Genomic DNA, 19,835 nt, shown 5'->3' with positions numbered 1-19,835 from the left:
AAGGTTAAAATGCTATGTTGTGTAAGTAATCTTTTAAATTATTAATTAAAATTTCAAATGTGATTGGAGAATTAGCAATGGGATTTGTTTTAATAGGCATCATATCAATCCTACTATATGGGGCGCTCGTCTATTATGTCGGGTGGAGCGGCTGGAGTTGGTTTCAACCTAAAGAAAGTCCTTATAAACGTAAAATCAAAATACTGTATATCATTACGCTAACAATCGTTTCGACCTCTTTCATTTTAGGGCGCGTTTTTGGGTTTGTCTTGTTTAATATTTTGGGTGCTTATTGGATGGCTTTATTTTATTTATTGATTATTATTCTGCCGGTGGTGCATCTTACTGCATGGCTGCTACGATTGGCAAGGGCTCCACACCACCATGTAAAGAAATGGACAGGTATTGTCACCTTGGTACTTGTAATCAGTTTAATAAGCTATGGATCTTATAATGCATTCAGCCCAGTAGTAAGCAGCTACGAGGTGAATATGGACAAGCCAGCGGATGACATTAGAGAGCTTAATATCATCATGGCCTCTGACATGCACTTTGGGCTGTTGTCGAACAGAGACCATGCTGAACGACTTGTAAAAGAAATCAATATGCTTCAGCCCGATATCGTCCTTTTCCCTGGAGACGTCTTCGATGATGATATTGAACAGTATACTGATCAAGGGATTAACGAAGTGATGGCTAGTATTCAATCTACATATGGTGTGTATGCTTCATTAGGAAATCATGATAAGCATGAAGGTACGATGGAACAACTTATTAAGGTGCTGGAAGACAGCAATATGGAGGTTCTGTACGATGAGTCAGTGATGATTGAGGACAGCTTTACTATTCTAGGACGAAAAGATCTTACAGACCATAACCGGTTACCAGTTTCTACCCTATTGGAAGGAATCGATATGTCGAAGCCAGTCATTATGCTGGACCACCAGCCATATGAACTGGATATCGCACAGCAAAATGGGGTTGATCTGCTAGTCGCAGGGCATACACATCGCGGGCAGGTGTTCCCAGGCAATCTGATCACTAATAGTATTTATGAAGTTGACTGGGGCTATCTGCAAAAAGAGCAGTTGCACACGGTAGTTTCCTCTGGATTTGGTTTCTGGGGTCCACCAATTCGAATTGGGTCACGATCTGAAATTGTTCAGATTGGGGTAACGTTTAGAGAATAAAAAAAGACAAAAGTGAGAGGTGCTTTTTACTCAGGCTTCTCCTTTAGGTTGGGGGTTTAGGTTAAGAACCGACCAATCTGATAGATAGACGGAAAAAATACCCTTAGATAGTAAGTAGCACTGAAAATAGTTTAAATAGCCGGAGATATTACCTCTATTGACTAGAAAAACGTTAAAATAGGTAATTATGCTTGGCATAGGCGGAAAAACTCCCCCTATATATCCCAGAACGAGCTCTATACGTTAATTAACGGAAAAAATTCCGCTTATTTCATTTAATACTGATCTATTTTGCTAGAATTGGTAGGTATTACTTCCAGCTAAGACTGGTAGCCCAAGATATTTAGCAAAAGCGTGTTAGACTATTTATTTTTATGGCTGTGATGATAATGTTATACTAGAGGGAAATATAGAGCCTATTTATTTTAAAAGAGAAGGGATTTTGAATGATGACAAAACAATATATCGGTTACATAGGTACATATACGAAAAAAGATAGTCAAGGCGTTTATCGCTTCACATTGGATACTGAAAAGAAACAGATAACAAATGTAGAAGTTGCTGCAAAACTAGACAATCCTACATACTTAACGGTTAGTCATAATAATCAGTATCTATATGCAGTCGCAAAAGAAGGAGACAAAGGTGGTATTACTTCTTTTACAATTAGTGAAGAAACAGGTGCACTAGAAAAAATAAATAGTCAGGTAACAGATGGATCACCTCCTTGTCATGTAAGTGTTGATCATCAAAATAAGCTAGTTGTTACGGCTAATTATCATACAAAGAAAGTAGAAGCTTTTGTAACGAATAATGATGGGTCTATTCAGCCGCCAACTGATGTAGAACAAGAAGGGAATGGGCCTCACGAACGTCAGGAAAAGCCACATCTTCATTTTGCAGGTTACACTCCAGATGAGAATTATGTAGTAGTAGTTGATTTGGGTAGTGACACAATCACAACTTATCAACCAGATGCGGGTACATTACAGAAGGTAAGTGTATTAGATGTTAAGCCTGGTAGTGGTCCACGTCATATTGCTTTTCATCCTAATGCTCCGTATGCATATGTGATGACAGAACTTAGTAATGAAGTGATTGTACTTAAATATGATGATAAACAAGGAACATTTGAGGAAGTTCAATATATTTCTACTATTCCGGCTGATTTTACTGAAAATAGTCAAGGTAGTGCGATTCACCTTTCTTCAGATGGGAAATTCGTTTTTGCAGGGAATAGAGGACATAACTCAATTGCGATTTACCGAATCACAGAAGATTATACGGTAGAATTTGTTGAATGGACACATACAGAGGGAGATTGGCCAAGAGATTTTGTATTAGACCCGACTGAACAATTCATTGTAGCAGCAAATGAAGCGTCAGGAACATTGGTACTATTTGAGCGAGATCGAGAAGCAGGCACACTTACTTTGTTGCAAAAAGATGTGATAGCTCCAGAAGCTGTCTGTGTTAAGTTTTTAAAATAATTTAATAGTAATTAAGGTTGTTTTCGTACAGATTGTTGCTTTTAAAGCCGCAGGCTGAATACACTCCGCGTCCGGCGGGTGACCAGTGAGCCTCCTCGTCGCACAGCTCCTGCGGGGTCTCACTTTGGCCACTGAGCCCGCAGGAGTCTACGTGTATTCAGCCTGCTTGTAAGTACCATTTCAATGTTTTATGTCTAAAACAACAAACTTTGAGAAAACATCCTTAATTAATAAAGCATTGGTAGCTTTTTTTATCAATGCCTTTTTGCTTCTAAAATAACAACATATTTCTAATCACATACCAAATCTCTTAAGAGAGAATATAGAAAGATCAAAACTACTTTTTCCATCTACAGCTAGTTGGCTGAGCAATTCTCCCATAACGCTTCCAAATTTAAAGCCATGTCCGGAAAAACCGCAGGCAATGATGATATTTTCATGTTCTGGATGATGATCAATGATAAAGTGATTATCAGGTGAAATTGTATATAAGCATGTTTTACCTTGATTCAATGCTCCATTTGCTTCAGGCATATAGGCCTTGAGGAAATACCTTAATTCATCTTCATCTGTTTCGTATTGACCAAAGTTTTGTTTATGTTGGTTAGGATCAATTCCTTGTCCACCATCTGATCTTCCTATTTTCAAGCCTGCTCCATCAATGCTAGGAAATCCATAACACATATGTTGATTATCCTCAACATAAAAAGAGGGGAAATTGGCCATATCGTATAGGGTATCAGGTGCATCAAACCAGCCAAATGCTTTGCGGGTTGGATGAATAGGGAGTTTAAGGGCTGGTAAGAGTTTCGATACCCAGGCACCTGCTGAAACAATGACTTTTTTTGCATAAAAAACATTGTTTTCTGTTGAAATTTTTATCGTATTTTGATCTTCTCTGGCAATATGCTGAACTGGTGTATTTGTTATTAATTCTGCACCATTTTTAATAGCAATTTCTTTATAGGCCTTAATGGCATTATCACTATAGATTAAACCTGATTCTGCCTCAAAACATCCAATAAAATGATCTGGTATGGAAAAGCCAGGCCATCTTTCTTTTACTTCTTTGTTATTTAAGATCTCTAAGGGCAATTCGTATTTCTTAGCAGCGGCAATTGTTTCTTGAAGAAATTCAGAGTCTTGCGGACCTAGTCCAAGAACACCTGTTTTTTCAAAGATCTTATAGGCTGTTTGCTCTTCTAATTCCTCCCACAATTGCTGGGCGCGTTTTACTAATGTTACGTATTGTCTTCCTTCGCCATATGCATGTCGAATCATACGGGTATCTCCGTGATGACTCGCCTGATTATGTGGTGGATCGAAAGCATCAATTAATACAGTATTTACTTGTTGTTGGGCTAAAAAGGCGCCGGCAGACATTCCCATTGTACCAGCACCGATAATCGCTACGTCAAAATAAGCTTCTTTTTTCAAGTGCATTCTCTCCATTCTATTATTCTATATTGCATGCCCTAATAATAGTTTTCATTTAGGAATCTCAATTGTAAAAACTAAAAAGTATTTGACAATAGTAGTAATATTAAATATTATCATAATATACAAAAAATGAATATCTTATCACGAGAGACTGAGGGACAGGCCCTGTGACGTCCAGCAACCATCATTTTATGAAAGGTGCTAAATCCTGCAGAGTCATTCTGAGAGATAAGGTTTAGATAAAAAGCCTCTTTCTGATTGAAAGAGGCTTTTTTGTTTTTTTACACTGTTTCTGTTTGTTTGTATTGTTAATGGAATTTATATAGGATTAACTATTTATCAATCATAAATTCTCATTCAATTATAATAATAAAATTATTTAAAGGAGTTTTAAAAGATGAAAATGAAATCTCGTTTATTGTTATCAAGTGTTATACTAGTAGGTTTGTCAGGAATATTAAATGGTTGTTCTACTAAAGAAACAACAACAGCAGATGGAACTGAGGATAAAGTAATCCTAGTCGGAACACAAAATGATTACCCTCCTTTCGCTTTTGCTGATGAGAATAATGAACTTACAGGATATGATATCGATGTAGTGAAAGAAGTTGATAAAAGGTTAGATGGTTATACATTTGAGTTTGTTGCAACACCATGGGATAGTATGTTTCTTGCCCTAGAGTCAAATAAAATTCAGGCTGTTGCAGACCAGGTAGCAAAAACGCCAGAGCGTGAAGAAAAGTATCTGTTTACAGATGAGTCATATTTTGCCGCAGAGACAGTGATTGTTGTAAAGTCAGGTCGAACAGATCTTCAAACATTAGAAGATTTAGAGGGGAAAAAAGTTGGAGCTTTAGCTGGTGATTCATACACATTATTGTTAGAAGAACATAATAAGAAAGCTGAAAAAGATATTATCTTGAAATATAGCGAAAGTGGAACTCCTTCAGAAATCTTACAAGATGTACAAAATGGACGTGTGGATGCTTATGTTAATGATCCGATTATGATCAATTCAGTGATGAAAAAATATGAGTTAGATTTAGAAGTTGTAGGGAACCCTTTAGTAAATGATCAAATTGGGATTGTTTTTAAGCAGGGGGAGCAAGGTGAGGAGTTAAAAGCATTAATTGATACAATCTTAAAGGAACTAAAAGAAGACGGTACATTAGCTGACCTTTCAGTAAAATGGACTGATGGAGAATACATCCCTGAATAAGGTTGGAGAAGGGAAGACGAAATGGAAAACTTATTAGACATCAATTTTTTAATAGAAAGCTTTCCTACGATTATTTCACGATTACCTATTACGATTGGGATCGCCGTAGGTTCATTGATTATTAGTTTATTAATTGGGCTCACTACAGCTCTTATCAAGATCTATCAAGTACCTGTATTAAAAACATTTACAACTTGCTATATATCTTTTATTAGGGGAACTCCTCTCTTAGTGCAGATTTATCTTGTGTTTTATGGAATACCGAAAGTGATCTATTTCTTTCAAACAGAATACGGTTGGCTTCAACATATAGATGTAAATATTATTCCACCGGAAATATATGCATTATTGGCCTTTTCTATTAATCTAGGTGCCTATTTATCTGAAACGATAAGGTCAGCGATTGAATCCGTTGATCGTGGTCAGTTTGAGGCGGCTAGAGCAATAGGAATGAGTCCAACACAAATGATGCTTAAAATTATATTCCCTCAGGCTTTAGCAGTGGCAATCCCTAATCTAGGTAATATGTTTATAAGTACAATTAAAGATACTTCTTTAGTATTTATTATTGGTGTTATTGATATCATGGGACAAGCCAAAATTCTTGGTTCTCGTGGATTAGCCTTTTTCGAAGTCTATATAGCCGTTTCGATTGTATATTGGATTGTTTGTATAGTAGTTGAGAGATTGTTAGTACTAGTAGAGAAGAGAGCCCGAAGATATGAAAGAGGGGTTATCTCATGATCAAAGTGGAAAATATCCATAAATATTTCGATCAACAGCATGTGTTAAAAGGCATCGATTTTTCCGTGAACAAAGGAGAGGTTGTCTCTATTTTGGGGCCAAGCGGTTCCGGAAAATCTACATTGTTACGTTGTATTAATTTCTTAGAACAACCTACTAGTGGGATTGTTGAAATTAGCGGAAAAAGAGTAAATGTAGAAACAGCAAAAAAAGCAGATGTCCAGTCTTTAAGATTATCAACAGGAATGGTCTTTCAACAATATAATTTATTTAAAAACTTAACTGTGTTACAGAATGTAATGGTAGGCTTAACGAGTGTTAAGAAGGTAAGCACCATTGAGGCAAAGAAGATAAGTACAGATATCCTTGAAAAAGTGGGTCTTCAAGATCGATTAAATCACTATCCAGTACAGCTCTCAGGTGGACAACAACAAAGGGTTGGTATTGCTCGGGCACTTGCACTCAATCCAGAAGTTTTATTGTTTGATGAGCCGACTTCTTCGCTTGATCCTGAGTTGGTTAGTGAAGTATTAACCGTTATAAAAGATGTGGCAAAGGAAGGCAATACAATGCTGATTGTGACACATGAGCTTAATTTTGCACGTGAAATTTCTGATCGAGTTATTTTTATGGAAAACGGTATTATTATTGAAGAGGGAACAGCTGAACAACTCTTTAATCATCCACGTGTTGAAAGAACGAAGCAATTTTTAAGTAAAGCAAACAAAAACTAAATGTAAAATTTTATAACGAGTTTGGATTTTGAAGGAGGTAAAGAAGTGAACCCAATTGAACAAATATTGAATAACTATCCTTTGATCATTCTTGATGGAGCAATGGCTACAGAGCTTGAGAATGTTGGATGTAATTTAAATGATCGTTTATGGTCAGCAAAAATATTAATGGAAAATCCGGAATTAATTAAGAGGGTTCATCTAGATTACTTTGAAGCGGGTGCGGATTGTGCCATAACGGCTAGCTATCAAGCAACTGTTGAAGGTTATAAAGAAAGAGGCTTGACTGGGGAAGAGGCAATTGGGTTAATAAAAAAGTCTGTTCAACTTGCAGCAGAAGCTCGTGACGAATTTTGGACAGGGTTAAATGATAAGTCTAATAGGCCAAGGCCGTTAGTTGCTGCTTCGGTAGGTCCATATGGCGCGTTTCTTGCAGATGGCTCTGAATATCGTGGAGATTATTCTTTGAATGAGGATGAATTAGTAACCTTTCATAAAGAACGAATAAGGGTATTGGTTGAAGCGGGTGCAGATCTTTTAGCATGTGAAACAATCCCTTGTCTGTTAGAAGCTAAAGCAATTACAAGGGTACTTAAGGAATTTCCGGGGGTTTATGCATGGTTCAGTTTCAGTGCTAAGGATGACTACCACATAAGTAGTGGAGAGAAGGTTTCTAGCTGTGCGGAATGGTTAGATAGAGAAGAGCAAGTTGCAGCGATCGGCATAAATTGTTCATCTCCACATATTATAGAGGCATTAATAAAAGAAATAAAAAGTCGAACTTCTAAACCTATCATTGTCTATCCTAATTCGGGTGAAGTATATGATCCAGCGAGTAAGACATGGAGTGATGAGTCTTTGACAAATCATTTTACCTCTAATACCTTACGCTGGTATGAAGCTGGTGCCCAAATCATCGGAGGTTGTTGTAGAACTAATCCGGAGGACATTGCTACCATAAGTAGCTGGGCACGTAAATGATGTAGTATTTAATAATAGGATTGGGGTCAACCCTCCATAACGAGAGGCTGCCCCTCCTTTTATCGTTCAGACTTTTTTGAATGTTTAGGATAACTCTTAGAGCTCAGTATCATAAACTAAAGAAACATTTGCTGTTAATAAGCAAATGTTTTTTTCGATTAACTACCTCTTCTATATGTGACTGATTTTTACAATTCTATATACTGTCCCTCTGAAATCTGAAAATAATCAATAGTGCCTACAGGAAGTTCTAACACAGAATGTGCTCCTGACACTGGAGATACTATCCTCCAAGGCTTTAATCCTCTAACCAATTTCACTACTTTATACTCCTTATCCAAAAATATAACGTCAATTGGAAAAAACATAAAGCACATATGAATAGAGTTACAAGGTAAAATCCAAAGGCCTTCTTGATTTAAAGGGTTAATGCGGAACATTAATCCTTTAAGCCTTGAGAAAAAAGTGCTAGCTTTTCTGATAGAGTAGGGTATTGTTCGATATATGAAACTTTCCGAATCTAATCTAGTTTGTGACATAAAGTGATTCCCCCTTATTTAATTAGACACTTTATATTAAGTATATAGGATGGATAAGTTGTACTCAATAAAGAATTTAGTCGAATTATATCGAATAATTAATTAAAAATACGTTAAAAAAAGTATTTACATGTTCTTTATAAAGAATTAATATATAAGTACAAGGTGTTCATTATATAGAACAAAAAAGATTTATAATGAACGATTTGAAAAAACTATTAGGAGGAAAAAAGATGTTAAACAAAATGAGAGTATTAATTAAGGAAGAACAAGGTCAGGGGTTGTCAGAATATGGATTAGTATTAGCTGGAGTAGTAGTTGTTGTAGCGGCAGCAGTCATACTTTTACAAGCTGAGATTACAACTTTATTCACAAATATATTACCATAAGCCAGATAAAAGGGAGGTAAGTGCCCTGCTTAAAAAAGCAGGGCTCTACTTTTAAAAAGAAGGTGTGTTCTTTTGTTCATTTATCCAATTTTATTTATTGCATTATTCATATCATTTATTACAGATATAAAAGAAAGAAAGATCTTAAATATTATTACACTTCCAACAATCCTATATGGAGTCATTTATCATTCTATTGCTAACGGGTGGAGTGGTTTTTTATTTAGTGGGTTCGGTTTTGTGGTTGGCTTTGGACTTCTGTTAATTCCGTTTATATTAGGAGGGATGGGAGCAGGCGATGTAAAGCTAATGTCAGCAATTGGCTCCTTAATGGGGGCAATGTTTATCATGAAGGCATTTGTCTATATATCCATTATTGGTGGGGTGATTTCCTTGTTTTTAATTATAAGAAATCGAGGATACCTTGATACGGTTAAGAATGTCGGTATTATGGTGCCATCATTAAAAGATAGTCAGGGAAATATTACTCTAAACGAAAAAAGCAAAGACAAAATAGTATTTCCATATGGAGTACCTATAGTATTAGGAACTGTATTAACAATTATTTGGGGTGGAGTGTAGTGAAAAAACAGAGCGGACAATCACTTGTAGAATTTGCATTGGTACTACCAATGTTGTTATTTCTCTTGTTTGGAATCGTTGATTTCGGTCGAGTATTTCATGCTTATTTAACCGTTGATCATGCTGGACGTGAGGCAGCAAGAGCTGCCAGCATTGGTAGTGCCGATGTTGTGGATGTAGCAGTGGCAAATGGTGCAAGCATTAACCTTACAGCTTCCCAGGTTGCCTATACAACATCTGGAGGGGAAGCACAAATTATCATTACATATCCCATGACGTTTATAACGCCTGTAATTGGCTCTCTTTTTAGTCCTTATAATTTAACAAATACAACCATTATGAGGATAGAATAACTATGAAAAAGATAATGTCAATTATACTTCGTAATCAAACAGGGAATGTAGTATTAGTAGTCGCACTTTCAATGGGGTTTCTTATGGGAGCTACTGCGCTTTCCGTTGATGTAGGAAAAGTTTACTCCGAGAAGGCCTCTCTTCAAAAAGCACTTGATGCAGCTGTACTTGCTGGAGCTCAAGTAATTCGAAATAGTGAGGCACAGGCAATTACTGTGGCCAAGGAATTATCGCAAAAAAACTCTTATCCGTTGGAGAATAGTCAATTTACTACAACAAGTGATTCTATTAAAGTAGCAGAACAAGTAACTGTTCCTATGACGTTTTTAAGTATTCTTGGTATAGAAAATATAGAAGTAACTGCATCAGCACGAGCAGTTGTTGCTCCTTTACAAACGGGCAGGGGTATCACTCCAATTGCTGTGGAAAAGGATTCTATTCCTAATGGTACAGAGTTAAAATGTGCTAATACAGGGAATGCCAGTGGGAACTGTGGCTATCTTGCATTGGGTGGAAGTGGTGCCAATGAGTTAGCAAATGGCATATTAAATGGTTCCGAAGTTTCAGTTGGTAGTTTGCAATCGGTTGTTACAGAGCCTGGTCAAAAGTGGGGTCCAGTAAAAAGTGCTTTTCAAGAGTTAATAGATCGTGATGCAAATAAACCACATTGTCAAGATCCTGCGACAGCAGATAATACATGTTCGCGTGTAATCTATGTAATGGTTATTGATTCTTGGGATGATGCTCAGGGAAGGGACACAGTTCCTGTTGTGGGGTTAGCGGCATATTGGGTAGAAGATATATTAGAACCTAAACGAATTGTAGGGAAATTCATAAAGACAATAACTGCGGGTGAGATAGGTTTGACTGGTTCAGAGTTTAGTTTATATGGTGTAAAGTTGGTTGAGTGAAAAATAGTAGGTACGCCTAGGAGGACTTTATGAGGACAAAACGTATTTGGATGTGGTCGTTTATTTTTGGTGTGACTGCGGCATTATTTGCTTATGTGGTAATGTCTGATGCAACTGTTGAACCAGCCTCCACGGTTGTAACAGCAGAATTGAAGTCAGCTGTAACAGAAGAGGAGAAAGAAGAAATTGATAAAAATTTTCCTAATCCAATAATTCCAGTAAGTGAAGGGAAGCGGGCAATCTCTTTAAGGGCTGCAATGGAACAAGGGGTTTCTGGATATATAAAGTCTAGCTCCCATGTTGATATTATTGCTTATGAATCTACTAAAGATGAGCAAACAAATAAAGAATATCGGACTGCAGTTTTAATTTTACAAAATGTGAAAGTTCTAGGGACTGGAAAAGCAGCTGATGGTGAAGAGGAAGCCCTTAGATATGAAATGGTTACGGTTGAAGTAACGCCTGAAGAAGGAGTCTTACTTAGTTTGGCCTCAAGAGATAAAGACGGTTTTTATTTTATGTTACGTAATTCAGAGGATCAATCCGTGAAAAAAGAAAAGGTACAACAAACAAGAGAAATGATTAAGGAAGGAGAATCCGAATAATGCAATGGTTATATTTTTCAGATACCAATTCACCAGCAGAGGCAATTGAAATTGCTCTTAGTAAAAGAAAACATACATTGCTCACTATTTATCAATTAGAGGATTTAAGTAATCAATTAAGTCAAATAGAATTTCCTGTTTTATTTTTAAAGGCTAATACGGTTTATAATGTCTATGATTTAGCAAAAGAACTTTCAACTACATATCCACACGCTTACTTAATTTTAATCGTTCCAGATAATATGGAAAATATTAAAAAGGCGATGCATGTAGGGGCTTCCAATCTTCTTAGGATTTCAGCAGATTCTGAGGAAAGAGAGGAGGTAATTAAGCAAGCAGAAGGGTTTATGAATTATAGAGAAAAGAAAGATAATGGTTCAGTTTTTAGGATTGCTAAAAATAGTAAGGTAATTTCTATTTGTAGCCCAAAAGGAGGAAGTGGTCGTACGACAGTAAGTGTTAACCTGGCAGCGGCTCTTGCCAAACAAGGTAAAAAGGTAATCGTAGTAGATGGTAATTTACAATTTGGTGATGTAGCAATGTACATGGATTTAAATCCAAAATTAACCATTTACGAATGGGTAAAAGAAGGATATGAACACAATAATTTTGCAATTGATAAGTATGTAATGACACATAAATCGGGAGTATCAATTTTAGCGGCACCACCAAGACCAGAATTCTTTGAAATGATCACAGATGTCCATCTAAGGACTGCAATTAAAGAATTAAAAAGACTATGTGATGTGATTATCATTGATGCTCCTTCCTACTTATCTGAAGTTCTTCTTAGCTGCCTAGAAATGTCAGAAGATATTCTATTATTACTATCAAATGATTTACCAGTCCTAAAGAGGAATAAATTATTTTTAGAGACTCTAGAAACTTTTCAGCAAAGTGAAAAGGTTAAACTTATAATGAATCAAGATCCGAAAAACAAAAAGCTTGAATTTAAGAAAATAGAACAAATCATGGGTAAGGAGTTCTTTTTCCAATTACCTTATCAAGAGACAATTGTAAATAATTCGATAAGTAGTGGAATACCTTTTGTATTATCTCATACAAGGAGTCCAATATCTAAAGGAGTTCTAATGTTAGCGAATAAAATCTTAGTTAGTCAGGTGGATCCAATAATTGAACCAAGAAGTAAGAGAGCTATCGCATATTAATTAGAAAAAGGTGGTGAAAGCATGTCATTATTTAAACAAATAGATAAGGAGAAAGTAGTCAAAAACCATCTTACAGAAAAGAAGGCAATTAAAGTTATAAAATCAGTGGATTATCGTGAACTGGAAATGAAACTTCATACTCACCTAGTCGAGGAATTAAAAAAGTTGCTAAATAGTAATGTAGAAGAAGAGAAAAGAAAGATTAAAGACCTTGGAGAGGCTTTTATTAGTCAAGAGGGTGGTCGTTTAACATTCGAGGAAAAAAAACAACTAATTGAAGATGTTCAACATGATTTATTAGGATACGGCCCAATAACTCCATTACTAGAAGATCCAACTATATCAGAGGTGATGGTAAATGGCCCATTAGATGTGTACTATGAACAAAACGGAAAACTGATAAAAAGTAACTTATTATTTAGAGACGATGAGCATGTCAGTCGGATAATTGAAAAGATAGTATCTCCTATTGGTCGTCGTGTAGATGAGAGTTCTCCAATGGTTGATGCTCGACTGCCAGATGGTTCACGGGTAAATGCTATCATTCCACCTCTTTCTTTAAAGGGTCCATCTTTAACAATCCGTAAGTTCTCTGACACTCCCTTTACAATACATGATTTGGTACAATTCGGCACATTAAGTGAAGAAATGGGAAAATTTATAGAAATGTCTGTAAAGGCAAGACTTAATATTTTTATTAGTGGGGGAACTGGATCTGGAAAAACATCTTCATTAAACGTATTATCCTCGTTTATTCCTTCTGATGAGAGAATTGTAACAATTGAAGATGCAGCTGAACTTAGACTTACACAGGAACACATCGTTTCATTAGAATCTCGACCACCTAATATTGAAGGAAAGGGTGAGATTTCAATCCGTGATCTAGTGAGGAATGCACTCCGTATGCGTCCTGACCGAATAGTAGTAGGTGAGGTGCGCGGTGCAGAAGCACTAGATATGCTTCAGGCCATGAACACTGGGCATGATGGAAGTTTAAGTACTGGACATGCTAACTCACCACGCGATATGATTGCTCGATTAGAGACCATGGTTCTTATGGCGGGATTTGATTTGCCAGTCCGTGCTATACGTGAGCAAATAGCTAATGCAATCGATTTAATTGTTCAGCAAGTTAGAATGAAGGATGGATCTAGGAAAATTACTCATATAACGGAAGTCCTGGGAATGGAAGGAGAAACCATAGTATTACAAGATATATTCATATATAAAGAGAAAGGTTTTTCTCTAGAAGGAAAGATTGAAGGGAAATTTATGTCAACAGGTATTAGACCTAAAGTCTCAGATCAATTAGAAGTAAATGGCTTTATATTACCATCATCTTGGTTTAATGGAGAGTGGTAGAATGGATGAATTATTAAAAGCATTTTGTGTGTTTGTCATCGTAACCATTCTCTTCTTTTTAATTGCATCTATATATAAGAAGAAAAGTCATTTTAATCGAAGAGTTAATGCATATATCCCCATTGAAGTGGTGGAAAATAAAAATGAGAAAAGAAATAAGGAAAGTTTTCTAAAAAAGCAAGTCGCAATATTATCAAGATCTTTTAAAGGATTACAATTTAATAAGAAAAATGAAATATTATTACAACAGGCCGGTAGTTCATTAAAGCCCGAAGAGTTTTTTGCTTATCGGATATTAGGGGCGTTGACTTCCGGATTGTTATGTACCGTAATCGGGGTTCAATGGTTTATTAGTTTGATTGGTATTTTGATAGGGTTTACAGTACCAGTATTGTTGATGAAACAACGAAGGAAGAAGAGATTACAGTTACTTCCACTGCAATTAATCGATACCTTAGGTATGATGTCAAACTCAATGAGGGCAGGATTTAGTTTTATACAAGCTCTACAGTTGGCAGCAAGGGAAATGCCAGATCCATTAGGTCCTGAATTCGATCGTTCAATTCGTGAAATAAGTCTTGGGATTCCAATGGAAGAGGTCTTTGAAGGACTTATTCACCGTTTACCCAATAAAGAATTGGAAGTAGCGTTGCAAGCGATGATTGCTCAACGAAAAAGTGGTGGGAACCTGGCAGAATTGTTAGAAACAATGGAAGATACCATCAGAGGTAGAGTTAGAATTCTAGCAGAACTGAACACATTAACAGCACAGGGGAAAATGTCATCCTGGATTATTACTTTACTTCCAATAGTACTAGGAGTGTATCTATACTTAATAAATCCTGAATATTTTATGCCGTTAATTTCTAACCCTTTAGGAATTGCCTTACTTGTTACAGCTATAATATTTGTCATTTTGGGATGGTTTTTAATACAAAAGATTGTCCAAATTGAGGTGTAATTGATGCTTACTTTATTTTTTTTAATAGCTACTGCTATCTTTTTTATGTTAATTTTTGCTGCTATATCATTTACCATTTTTGGTAAGAGGATTTCTTTTGAAAAGAAAGTAGAAGATTACTTCCAATTAACCAGTTCTATGAGAGAAACTGAAAAGAACAAAATGGCAAATTTAAATAAAAGACATTCATCTTGGGTTAAGGACTTATGGAAGCAAGGAATTGAACAAATGGAGAAGAAAACGCCAGCAATCGAGCGGAAAAATTTAACTCGCCTAATCCGAGATGCTGGGTTATCTTCTAAAGTAACAGCAGTTGAGTTTAGGCTAATCCAAATACTAATTAGCTTAGGTGGAGGCTTTCTTGTATTGGTACTTTTTACTCCTTTAGCAGATAAAAAACCGATGATCTTTATACTGGCATTTGCAATAGGCTTTCTTGGTTTGAGGTACCCACTATTTTTTCTAGCTAAGAAAAAGACAATGCGTATTAAAGAAATAAATAAGGATATGCCTGATTTCTTCGATACAGTAAATCTATTAATTGAAGCAGGAGTGGGATTAGATTCTGCTTTAGCAACAGTTTGTAGAAAGAAGAGAGGACCTTTATCTGAAGAGTTTCTTGTTGCACTTGATGATATGAAACGAGGAAAAACAAGAAGAGAAGCCTTTTACGAGCTTAAAATGAGAGTGGCATCAGAAGCTCTGCAAAGTGTATTGACATCTTTAATTCAAGCAGACCAATTAGGTGTAGGAATGGCAAAAGTACTTAAAAGTCTGACCACAAGAATTAGAGAACAAAGACGAGAGGCTGCTAGAGAGCAGGCAATGAAAGCACCAGTAAAAATGCTATTTCCAATGATTCTGTTTATTTTCCCTTCATTATTTATCGTTGTATTAGGACCATTGATTGTTAAATTAGCCATGGGTGGACTCGGAGGATAATGAAGGCAATAGACTTGAAAAAATGGAAGAATAAAAAAATTACTATAGTCTGTAATACTTACAAGGCACCGGTGTAAATTACCAGTGCCTATTTTATTTAACTAACGAAGGTGATCCTTACCTAAGAATACATTTTCAATTTATTATGGTGTCGACCTATCGGTATAACAGAAGGAGAGCCTGAAATAGGGTCTGGTATTACAGTGCAACGAAGACCAAAAATGTCTTCAATCAATGTGCTTGTAATAACTTTCGAAGGCTTTCCCTCTGAGACAAGTTTACCTTTATGAAGGGCAAAGATATGGTCTGCATAACGTGCAGATAGGTTGATATCATGAAGAACCATAACAATTGTTGTTCCGTGTATTCGGTTAAGATCTGTTAGAAGGTCAAGAATTTCTACTTGATAGGTAATATCTAAATAGGTTGTCGGTTCATCAAGGAACAAAATATCTGTTTGTTGTGCCAGAGCCATCGCAATCCATACACGCTGTCTTTGTCCACCTGAGAGCTCATCAATATTTCGATCTGCAAATTCAGTGATATTCATAATCTCCATTGCTTCAGCAACAGCTTCATAATCCTGTTTTGTCCACCCTTTTAGAAATGTTTGGTGTGGATACCTTCCTCGTCCAACTAAATCTGAAACGGTTATCCCCTCAGGAACAATTGGTGACTGAGGTAAAAGACCTAACGTGCGTGCCAACTGTTTTGGTGGAATTTTAGTAATGGGCTTTCCGTCCAATGTAACTTGCCCAGAAGTAGGTTTAATAAGTCTCGCCATAGTTTTAAGTAGTGTTGATTTACCACACCCATTAGCTCCAATAATGATGCTTATTTTATTACTTGGAATGGATAGATTCACATCATGGAGAATGGTTTGATTATCGTATCCAGCAGTGATTCCTTCAGATTGAAAAGTATGTGTCGCTTTCACTATAAATCTCCCTTTCGATTCATTCGAATTAGTAAATAGATCAAGTAAGGCGCCCCAAGAATGCCTGTGATGACACCTACAGGGTATCTAGTAACGAATGCGAATTGTCCAATAAGATCTGATGCTAAAACTAAGATGATTCCAACAAGACCTGCTGGGATAATGTTCGAAAATCCCACACCAACCAGTCTATTTGCGATAGGTCCAGCAAGGAATGCAACAAAGGCGATGGGTCCTGTTGTAGCGGTAGCTAACGCAATGATAAGTACAGAACTGATTAGCAGAATCAGTCTTGTCTTATCTGTATCAATTCCGAGTGAAGTTGCTGCTTGCTCTCCAAGCTCTAGTATATCTAATCGTTTCCCAAGTGCGATGATGATAGGTAAGAGTATAAGAACTGTAATGATAAGAGGATATAGATTTTCCATTTTTGAACCATTTAGACTACCACTTAACCATCTCATTGCAGTAGGAAGATCTTGTTGCTTCCCAATCAGTAGTAAATAAGAAATGACTGCATTGAGCATGGCCTGTATTCCTATTCCTATTAATATTAATCTACCTATAGAAAAAGAAGAGCCCTTTGATAATAGAAAAATAATGAACACTGTAGCAAGTCCGCCAATAACAGAAGCAACAGAAACAAATGCATGACTTGCATGAAGAACAATGATACAAAAAACAGCTGCTGCACTTGAACCAGCTGTTATTCCAATTACATTTGGATTTGCTAGTGGATTGCGTAACATGGTCTGGAATACATAGCCTGAAACACCGAAAGCAAATCCAGCAAATAAACCTGCAACCATTCTCGGGAAGCGGAGCGTACCTATTGTAAATGTTGCACCTTTGACCTCTTCACCGAGTAGTACACGAATGACATCCTGAACGGGATAAATTGTATTCCCTAGCATAAGCATTGTACAGCAAAGGGCGAAAGCAAGGAGTGTAAGTATGGAAGTCATGACGATAAAATGACGACGTCTCTTTAGTCTACCTTTCATAATAAGATTCATAGATTCATTCATCATAACGACCGCACTTTCGCTTTCATAGTTAGTAAGATTAAGATAGGAGCCCCAATAAACGCTGTAACTACACCAACTTCAAGTTCCCCTGGTTGACCGAGAAGTCTACCACAAACATCTGATATGATTAAAATAATCGCACCCGAAAGAGCTGACATAGGTATAATATAGCGTAAATCAGGACCAATTACGAGCCTCATTACATGGGTCGCTAGTAAACCAATAAAGCCAATAGGTCCTGCTAAAGCAGTTGCGACACCACATAACAGAACACCACCAAAAGCAGCAATAAGTCTAAGTGTGCCAGTTCGTACGCCTAAACCAGTAGCAACCTCATCACCTAATGCGATTGCATTAAGTGCAGGCGCTGCGAATAATGCGATTAGCAATCCTACAATAAGAAATGGAATAAAGATAGAGATTGAATCCCAGTTGCCTGAACCAACGCTACCTACCTGCCAAAATCTAAATTGATCCATAACGTTTGAGCGAGGAATCATGATTGCCATTACGAGAGACGATAATGCAGCACTTGTAGCAGCACCCGCTAAAACGAGCTTAAGGGGCGTGGCACCGCCACTCCCCATTGAACCAATTCCGAATACAAAAATGGCAGTTATGACCGCTCCTACTAATGCAAACCAAATGTATTGACTAGCTGAACCAATATTAAAAAAGGAAATTCCACAAACGACAAATAGTGCCGCACCTGTGTTAACTCCTAGTATGCTAGGATCTGCAATGGGATTACGAGTGACAGATTGCATGAGAGCCCCAGAAACTCCTAATGCTGCACCACACATCATACAAAATACAGTTCTAGCAATTCTTTGGCGAACAACATTTGCTCCGTGGGATTGTACATCAGGATGGAATAAACCATTAACTAGTTCAGTCCATCCTACTGTACGAGATCCGAAAGCGAGAGAAGCCAACACACTTAATCCGAGTAAAACAATAGAAAGGATTAAGACTTTTATAAAGTTCTTCGGAATAAATAACTGTTTATTTTGTGAAACGGAAGTAGTAACCATTTACTTAACTTTGCTTACAGCTTCTGAGAGAAGATTTAAGTACTCATCAATTGTAGCTTCAATAGAAAGCGTACTTGGAGTTCCTGCTGCTGCAAGTGGAGTATTATCTTCAATAATTACAACAGAGCCTCTTTCTACAGCTGGAATTTTTCCGTAAATTGGGTCAGCTTGTAGAGTTGCAAGTGTATCTGCATTTCCGTATGAAACGAATAGGTCAACATCATTAAGCATGTCTGAATTCTCAGAACTTACTTCTAAGAAGAAGCTACCATCAGTCATTTGACTTGTAATAGTTTCAGGGTATTCCATTCCTAATTCTTCAGTAAGAAATCCACCACGTGGATCTTCCGGTGAGTAAATGTAAAACTTAGAAAGATCAGCAGCATTGATACTTACGAATGCAGCTTTTTTACCTTTAAGCTCAGGAAATTCATTTGCTTTCTCTTCAATTAATTTTTCTGTATCAGCAATAAGTTGTTTACCTTCTTCTTCCATGCCCATACCCATTGAATTGAATGTAACTTGTTCACGCCATGAAGCTACCCAAGGAGTAGTTTGATAGGCAACAACTGGAGCGATTTCACTTAATGTATCATATTCCTCTTGAGTAATACCTGAGTATGCTGCAAGAATAACATCTGGATTAGCATCAGCAATGGCTTCAAAATCTAAACCATCAGTATCTTGGAAAATATTTGGGTTTTCTTCACCAAGTTCCTTAATTTTTTCGGCAGTCCAAGGTAACATTCCACTTCCATCTTGAACACCATAGTTTGCAGCTGAGAAACCTACAGGTACAACACCAAGTGCAAGAGCAACGTCATGGTTTGACCATGCAATAGTAGCAACGCGTTCAGGCTTTTCTTCAATTGTCGTTTCACCTAATGCATGCTTGATGACAATTGGATATTGAGATTCTACTTCTTCATTACCTGTTTCCGTTTTCGTTTCTTCTTTAGAAGCTGGTTCTTCTGAACTAGAGTCTTGATTAGAACAACCGACTAATGCAGTCAGTAGAAATGCAATTAGTAATGTAGTAATTAGTGAGAATTTTCGCTTTAAGTTCATTTTGTATGTCCTTCCTTATCTCGAGTTTATTTGATAATAATTATCATTATCATAAGTCCTGTTGGAAGGGTTGTCAATACATAATTGATTATGAAACTCAGTTGATAAATAACATTTAACAACTTACAAGAACGTGGTAGGCTAAAAAAAGAGGTAT

At 36.7% G+C, this 19,835-nt stretch carries 21 protein-coding genes and 1 riboswitch; of the genes, 15 read left to right on the top strand and 6 right to left on the bottom strand.

All coding sequences use genetic code 11. From position 1 onward, the window contains the following. Positions 1-77 precede the first annotated feature (77 nt). Both BLQ56_RS11115 and BLQ56_RS11110 read left to right on the top strand, forming a co-directional pair. Positions 78-1,190, top strand: coding sequence for a metallophosphoesterase (locus tag BLQ56_RS11115; protein ID WP_090853791.1), 1,113 nt, complete (start codon positions 78-80; stop codon positions 1,188-1,190). A gap of 446 nt (positions 1,191-1,636) precedes the next feature. After that, positions 1,637-2,680, top strand: a complete 1,044-nt coding sequence (locus BLQ56_RS11110) for a lactonase family protein (protein ID WP_090853788.1) — start codon at positions 1,637-1,639, stop codon at positions 2,678-2,680. A 294-nt stretch (positions 2,681-2,974) separates the two neighbouring features. Here BLQ56_RS11110 and solA read toward each other — a convergent pair whose 3' ends face one another. Then, on the bottom strand, positions 2,975-4,123 hold the full coding sequence (solA, locus tag BLQ56_RS11105; protein ID WP_090853786.1) for an N-methyl-L-tryptophan oxidase: 1,149 nt from the start codon (positions 4,121-4,123) through the stop codon (positions 2,975-2,977). 132 nt (positions 4,124-4,255) lie between these two features. Further along, a riboswitch (SAM riboswitch) is annotated at positions 4,256-4,355 on the top strand. Positions 4,356-4,517: 162 nt separating this feature from the next. On the opposite strand from solA, the gene BLQ56_RS11100 reads away from it, so the two are divergent. Genes BLQ56_RS11100 through mmuM form a run of 4 tightly spaced genes read left to right on the top strand, consistent with a single transcriptional unit; the run spans position 4,518 to position 7,798 of the window. Continuing rightward, positions 4,518-5,339: a transporter substrate-binding domain-containing protein gene (locus BLQ56_RS11100; RefSeq protein ID WP_090853783.1), complete on the top strand. Its 822-nt coding sequence runs from the start codon at positions 4,518-4,520 to the stop codon at positions 5,337-5,339. 21 nt (positions 5,340-5,360) lie between these two features. Next, positions 5,361-6,083 (top strand): amino acid ABC transporter permease, encoded by a 723-nt coding sequence (locus BLQ56_RS11095; protein WP_090853780.1) that lies wholly within the window; start codon positions 5,361-5,363, stop codon positions 6,081-6,083. After that, entirely contained in the window at positions 6,080-6,817 is a 738-nt protein-coding gene (locus tag BLQ56_RS11090; RefSeq protein WP_090853778.1) for an amino acid ABC transporter ATP-binding protein, read from the top strand. Before BLQ56_RS11095 ends, BLQ56_RS11090 begins: the two co-directional genes overlap by 4 nt. 45 nt (positions 6,818-6,862) lie before the next feature. Next, the gene (gene mmuM / locus BLQ56_RS11085; protein WP_090853775.1) at positions 6,863-7,798 is read left to right on the top strand and encodes a homocysteine S-methyltransferase; all 936 of its coding nucleotides are present in this window, start codon (positions 6,863-6,865) and stop codon (positions 7,796-7,798) included. A gap of 188 nt (positions 7,799-7,986) precedes the next feature. Here mmuM and BLQ56_RS11080 read toward each other — a convergent pair whose 3' ends face one another. Continuing rightward, positions 7,987-8,337: a DUF192 domain-containing protein gene (locus BLQ56_RS11080; RefSeq protein WP_090853772.1), complete on the bottom strand. Its 351-nt coding sequence runs from the start codon at positions 8,335-8,337 to the stop codon at positions 7,987-7,989. A gap of 233 nt (positions 8,338-8,570) precedes the next feature. Here BLQ56_RS11080 and BLQ56_RS11075 point away from each other — a divergent pair, with 233 nt between their 5' ends. The 9 genes from BLQ56_RS11075 (at position 8,571) to BLQ56_RS11035 (ending at position 15,611) form a co-directional block, all read left to right on the top strand. Further along, entirely contained in the window at positions 8,571-8,726 is a 156-nt protein-coding gene (locus BLQ56_RS11075; RefSeq protein WP_090853770.1) for a Flp family type IVb pilin, read from the top strand. Positions 8,727-8,798: 72 nt separating this feature from the next. Continuing rightward, on the top strand, positions 8,799-9,308 hold the full coding sequence (locus BLQ56_RS11070; protein WP_238457246.1) for an A24 family peptidase: 510 nt from the start codon (positions 8,799-8,801) through the stop codon (positions 9,306-9,308). Next, complete coding sequence (locus BLQ56_RS11065; protein ID WP_090853767.1) at positions 9,308-9,661, top strand: TadE/TadG family type IV pilus assembly protein; 354 nt, start codon at positions 9,308-9,310, stop codon at positions 9,659-9,661. The genes BLQ56_RS11070 and BLQ56_RS11065 overlap by 1 nt, the downstream gene beginning before the upstream one ends. Before the next feature lie 2 nt (positions 9,662-9,663). Continuing rightward, positions 9,664-10,572: a pilus assembly protein TadG-related protein gene (locus BLQ56_RS11060; protein WP_090853764.1), complete on the top strand. Its 909-nt coding sequence runs from the start codon at positions 9,664-9,666 to the stop codon at positions 10,570-10,572. A 29-nt stretch (positions 10,573-10,601) separates the two neighbouring features. Continuing rightward, positions 10,602-11,177, top strand: a complete 576-nt coding sequence (locus tag BLQ56_RS11055) for an RcpC/CpaB family pilus assembly protein (protein ID WP_090853761.1) — start codon at positions 10,602-10,604, stop codon at positions 11,175-11,177. Beyond that, the gene (locus BLQ56_RS11050) at positions 11,177-12,346 is read left to right on the top strand and encodes a CpaE/TadZ family protein (RefSeq protein WP_090853758.1); all 1,170 of its coding nucleotides are present in this window, start codon (positions 11,177-11,179) and stop codon (positions 12,344-12,346) included. Before BLQ56_RS11055 ends, BLQ56_RS11050 begins: the two co-directional genes overlap by 1 nt. A 21-nt stretch (positions 12,347-12,367) precedes the next feature. Continuing rightward, positions 12,368-13,708 carry a TadA family conjugal transfer-associated ATPase gene (locus tag BLQ56_RS11045; protein WP_090853755.1) on the top strand — a complete coding sequence of 447 codons (1,341 nt, stop codon included), beginning with the start codon at positions 12,368-12,370 and terminating at the stop codon, positions 13,706-13,708. A 1-nt stretch (position 13,709) separates the two neighbouring features. Continuing rightward, complete coding sequence (locus BLQ56_RS11040; protein ID WP_175490267.1) at positions 13,710-14,669, top strand: type II secretion system F family protein; 960 nt, start codon at positions 13,710-13,712, stop codon at positions 14,667-14,669. Between the two features lie 3 nt (positions 14,670-14,672). Next, positions 14,673-15,611: a type II secretion system F family protein gene (locus tag BLQ56_RS11035; RefSeq protein ID WP_090853749.1), complete on the top strand. Its 939-nt coding sequence runs from the start codon at positions 14,673-14,675 to the stop codon at positions 15,609-15,611. 121 nt (positions 15,612-15,732) lie between these two features. Here the strand turns inward: BLQ56_RS11035 and BLQ56_RS11030 are convergent, their stop codons facing one another. The 4 genes from BLQ56_RS11030 to BLQ56_RS11015 are packed head-to-tail and all read right to left on the bottom strand — an operon-like array spanning position 15,733 to position 19,678. After that, complete coding sequence (locus tag BLQ56_RS11030; RefSeq protein ID WP_090853747.1) at positions 15,733-16,548, bottom strand: ABC transporter ATP-binding protein; 816 nt, start codon at positions 16,546-16,548, stop codon at positions 15,733-15,735. After that, positions 16,548-17,579, bottom strand: coding sequence for a FecCD family ABC transporter permease (locus tag BLQ56_RS11025; RefSeq protein ID WP_090853745.1), 1,032 nt, complete (start codon positions 17,577-17,579; stop codon positions 16,548-16,550). Before BLQ56_RS11025 ends, BLQ56_RS11030 begins: the two co-directional genes overlap by 1 nt. Beyond that, complete coding sequence (locus BLQ56_RS11020; RefSeq protein ID WP_175490266.1) at positions 17,576-18,610, bottom strand: FecCD family ABC transporter permease; 1,035 nt, start codon at positions 18,608-18,610, stop codon at positions 17,576-17,578. Before BLQ56_RS11020 ends, BLQ56_RS11025 begins: the two co-directional genes overlap by 4 nt. Next, entirely contained in the window at positions 18,611-19,678 is a 1,068-nt protein-coding gene (locus tag BLQ56_RS11015; RefSeq protein WP_090853742.1) for an iron-siderophore ABC transporter substrate-binding protein, read from the bottom strand. Positions 19,679-19,835: the final 157 nt, after the last annotated feature.

It is taken from the genome of Litchfieldia salsa, assembly GCF_900104555.1.
GTDB lineage: Bacteria > Bacillota > Bacilli > Bacillales > Bacillaceae_L > Litchfieldia > Litchfieldia salsa.
The sequence above is the reverse complement of the archived record's forward strand: the minus strand, read 5'-3'. Positions and strand labels throughout refer to the sequence as shown.

What these genes read in the sequence shown, in the direction of transcription:
- BLQ56_RS11115 (WP_090853791.1), top strand. Translation starts at nt 78, where the DNA reads ATGGGATTTGTTTTAATAGGCATCATATCAATCCTACTATATGGGGCG.
- BLQ56_RS11110 (WP_090853788.1), top strand. Translation starts at nt 1,637, where the DNA reads ATGATGACAAAACAATATATCGGTTACATAGGTACATATACGAAAAAA.
- solA (WP_090853786.1), bottom strand. Translation starts at nt 4,123, where the DNA reads ATGCACTTGAAAAAAGAAGCTTATTTTGACGTAGCGATTATCGGTGCT.
- BLQ56_RS11100 (WP_090853783.1), top strand. Translation starts at nt 4,518, where the DNA reads ATGAAAATGAAATCTCGTTTATTGTTATCAAGTGTTATACTAGTAGGT.
- BLQ56_RS11095 (WP_090853780.1), top strand. Translation starts at nt 5,361, where the DNA reads ATGGAAAACTTATTAGACATCAATTTTTTAATAGAAAGCTTTCCTACG.
- BLQ56_RS11090 (WP_090853778.1), top strand. Translation starts at nt 6,080, where the DNA reads ATGATCAAAGTGGAAAATATCCATAAATATTTCGATCAACAGCATGTG.
- BLQ56_RS11080 (WP_090853772.1), bottom strand. Translation starts at nt 8,337, where the DNA reads ATGTCACAAACTAGATTAGATTCGGAAAGTTTCATATATCGAACAATA.
- BLQ56_RS11075 (WP_090853770.1), top strand. Translation starts at nt 8,571, where the DNA reads ATGTTAAACAAAATGAGAGTATTAATTAAGGAAGAACAAGGTCAGGGG.
- BLQ56_RS11060 (WP_090853764.1), top strand. Translation starts at nt 9,664, where the DNA reads ATGAAAAAGATAATGTCAATTATACTTCGTAATCAAACAGGGAATGTA.
- BLQ56_RS11055 (WP_090853761.1), top strand. Translation starts at nt 10,602, where the DNA reads ATGAGGACAAAACGTATTTGGATGTGGTCGTTTATTTTTGGTGTGACT.
- BLQ56_RS11050 (WP_090853758.1), top strand. Translation starts at nt 11,177, where the DNA reads ATGCAATGGTTATATTTTTCAGATACCAATTCACCAGCAGAGGCAATT.
- BLQ56_RS11045 (WP_090853755.1), top strand. Translation starts at nt 12,368, where the DNA reads ATGTCATTATTTAAACAAATAGATAAGGAGAAAGTAGTCAAAAACCAT.
- BLQ56_RS11040 (WP_175490267.1), top strand. Translation starts at nt 13,710, where the DNA reads ATGGATGAATTATTAAAAGCATTTTGTGTGTTTGTCATCGTAACCATT.
- BLQ56_RS11035 (WP_090853749.1), top strand. Translation starts at nt 14,673, where the DNA reads ATGCTTACTTTATTTTTTTTAATAGCTACTGCTATCTTTTTTATGTTA.
- BLQ56_RS11025 (WP_090853745.1), bottom strand. Translation starts at nt 17,579, where the DNA reads ATGATGAATGAATCTATGAATCTTATTATGAAAGGTAGACTAAAGAGA.
- BLQ56_RS11020 (WP_175490266.1), bottom strand. Translation starts at nt 18,610, where the DNA reads ATGGTTACTACTTCCGTTTCACAAAATAAACAGTTATTTATTCCGAAG.
- BLQ56_RS11015 (WP_090853742.1), bottom strand. Translation starts at nt 19,678, where the DNA reads ATGAACTTAAAGCGAAAATTCTCACTAATTACTACATTACTAATTGCA.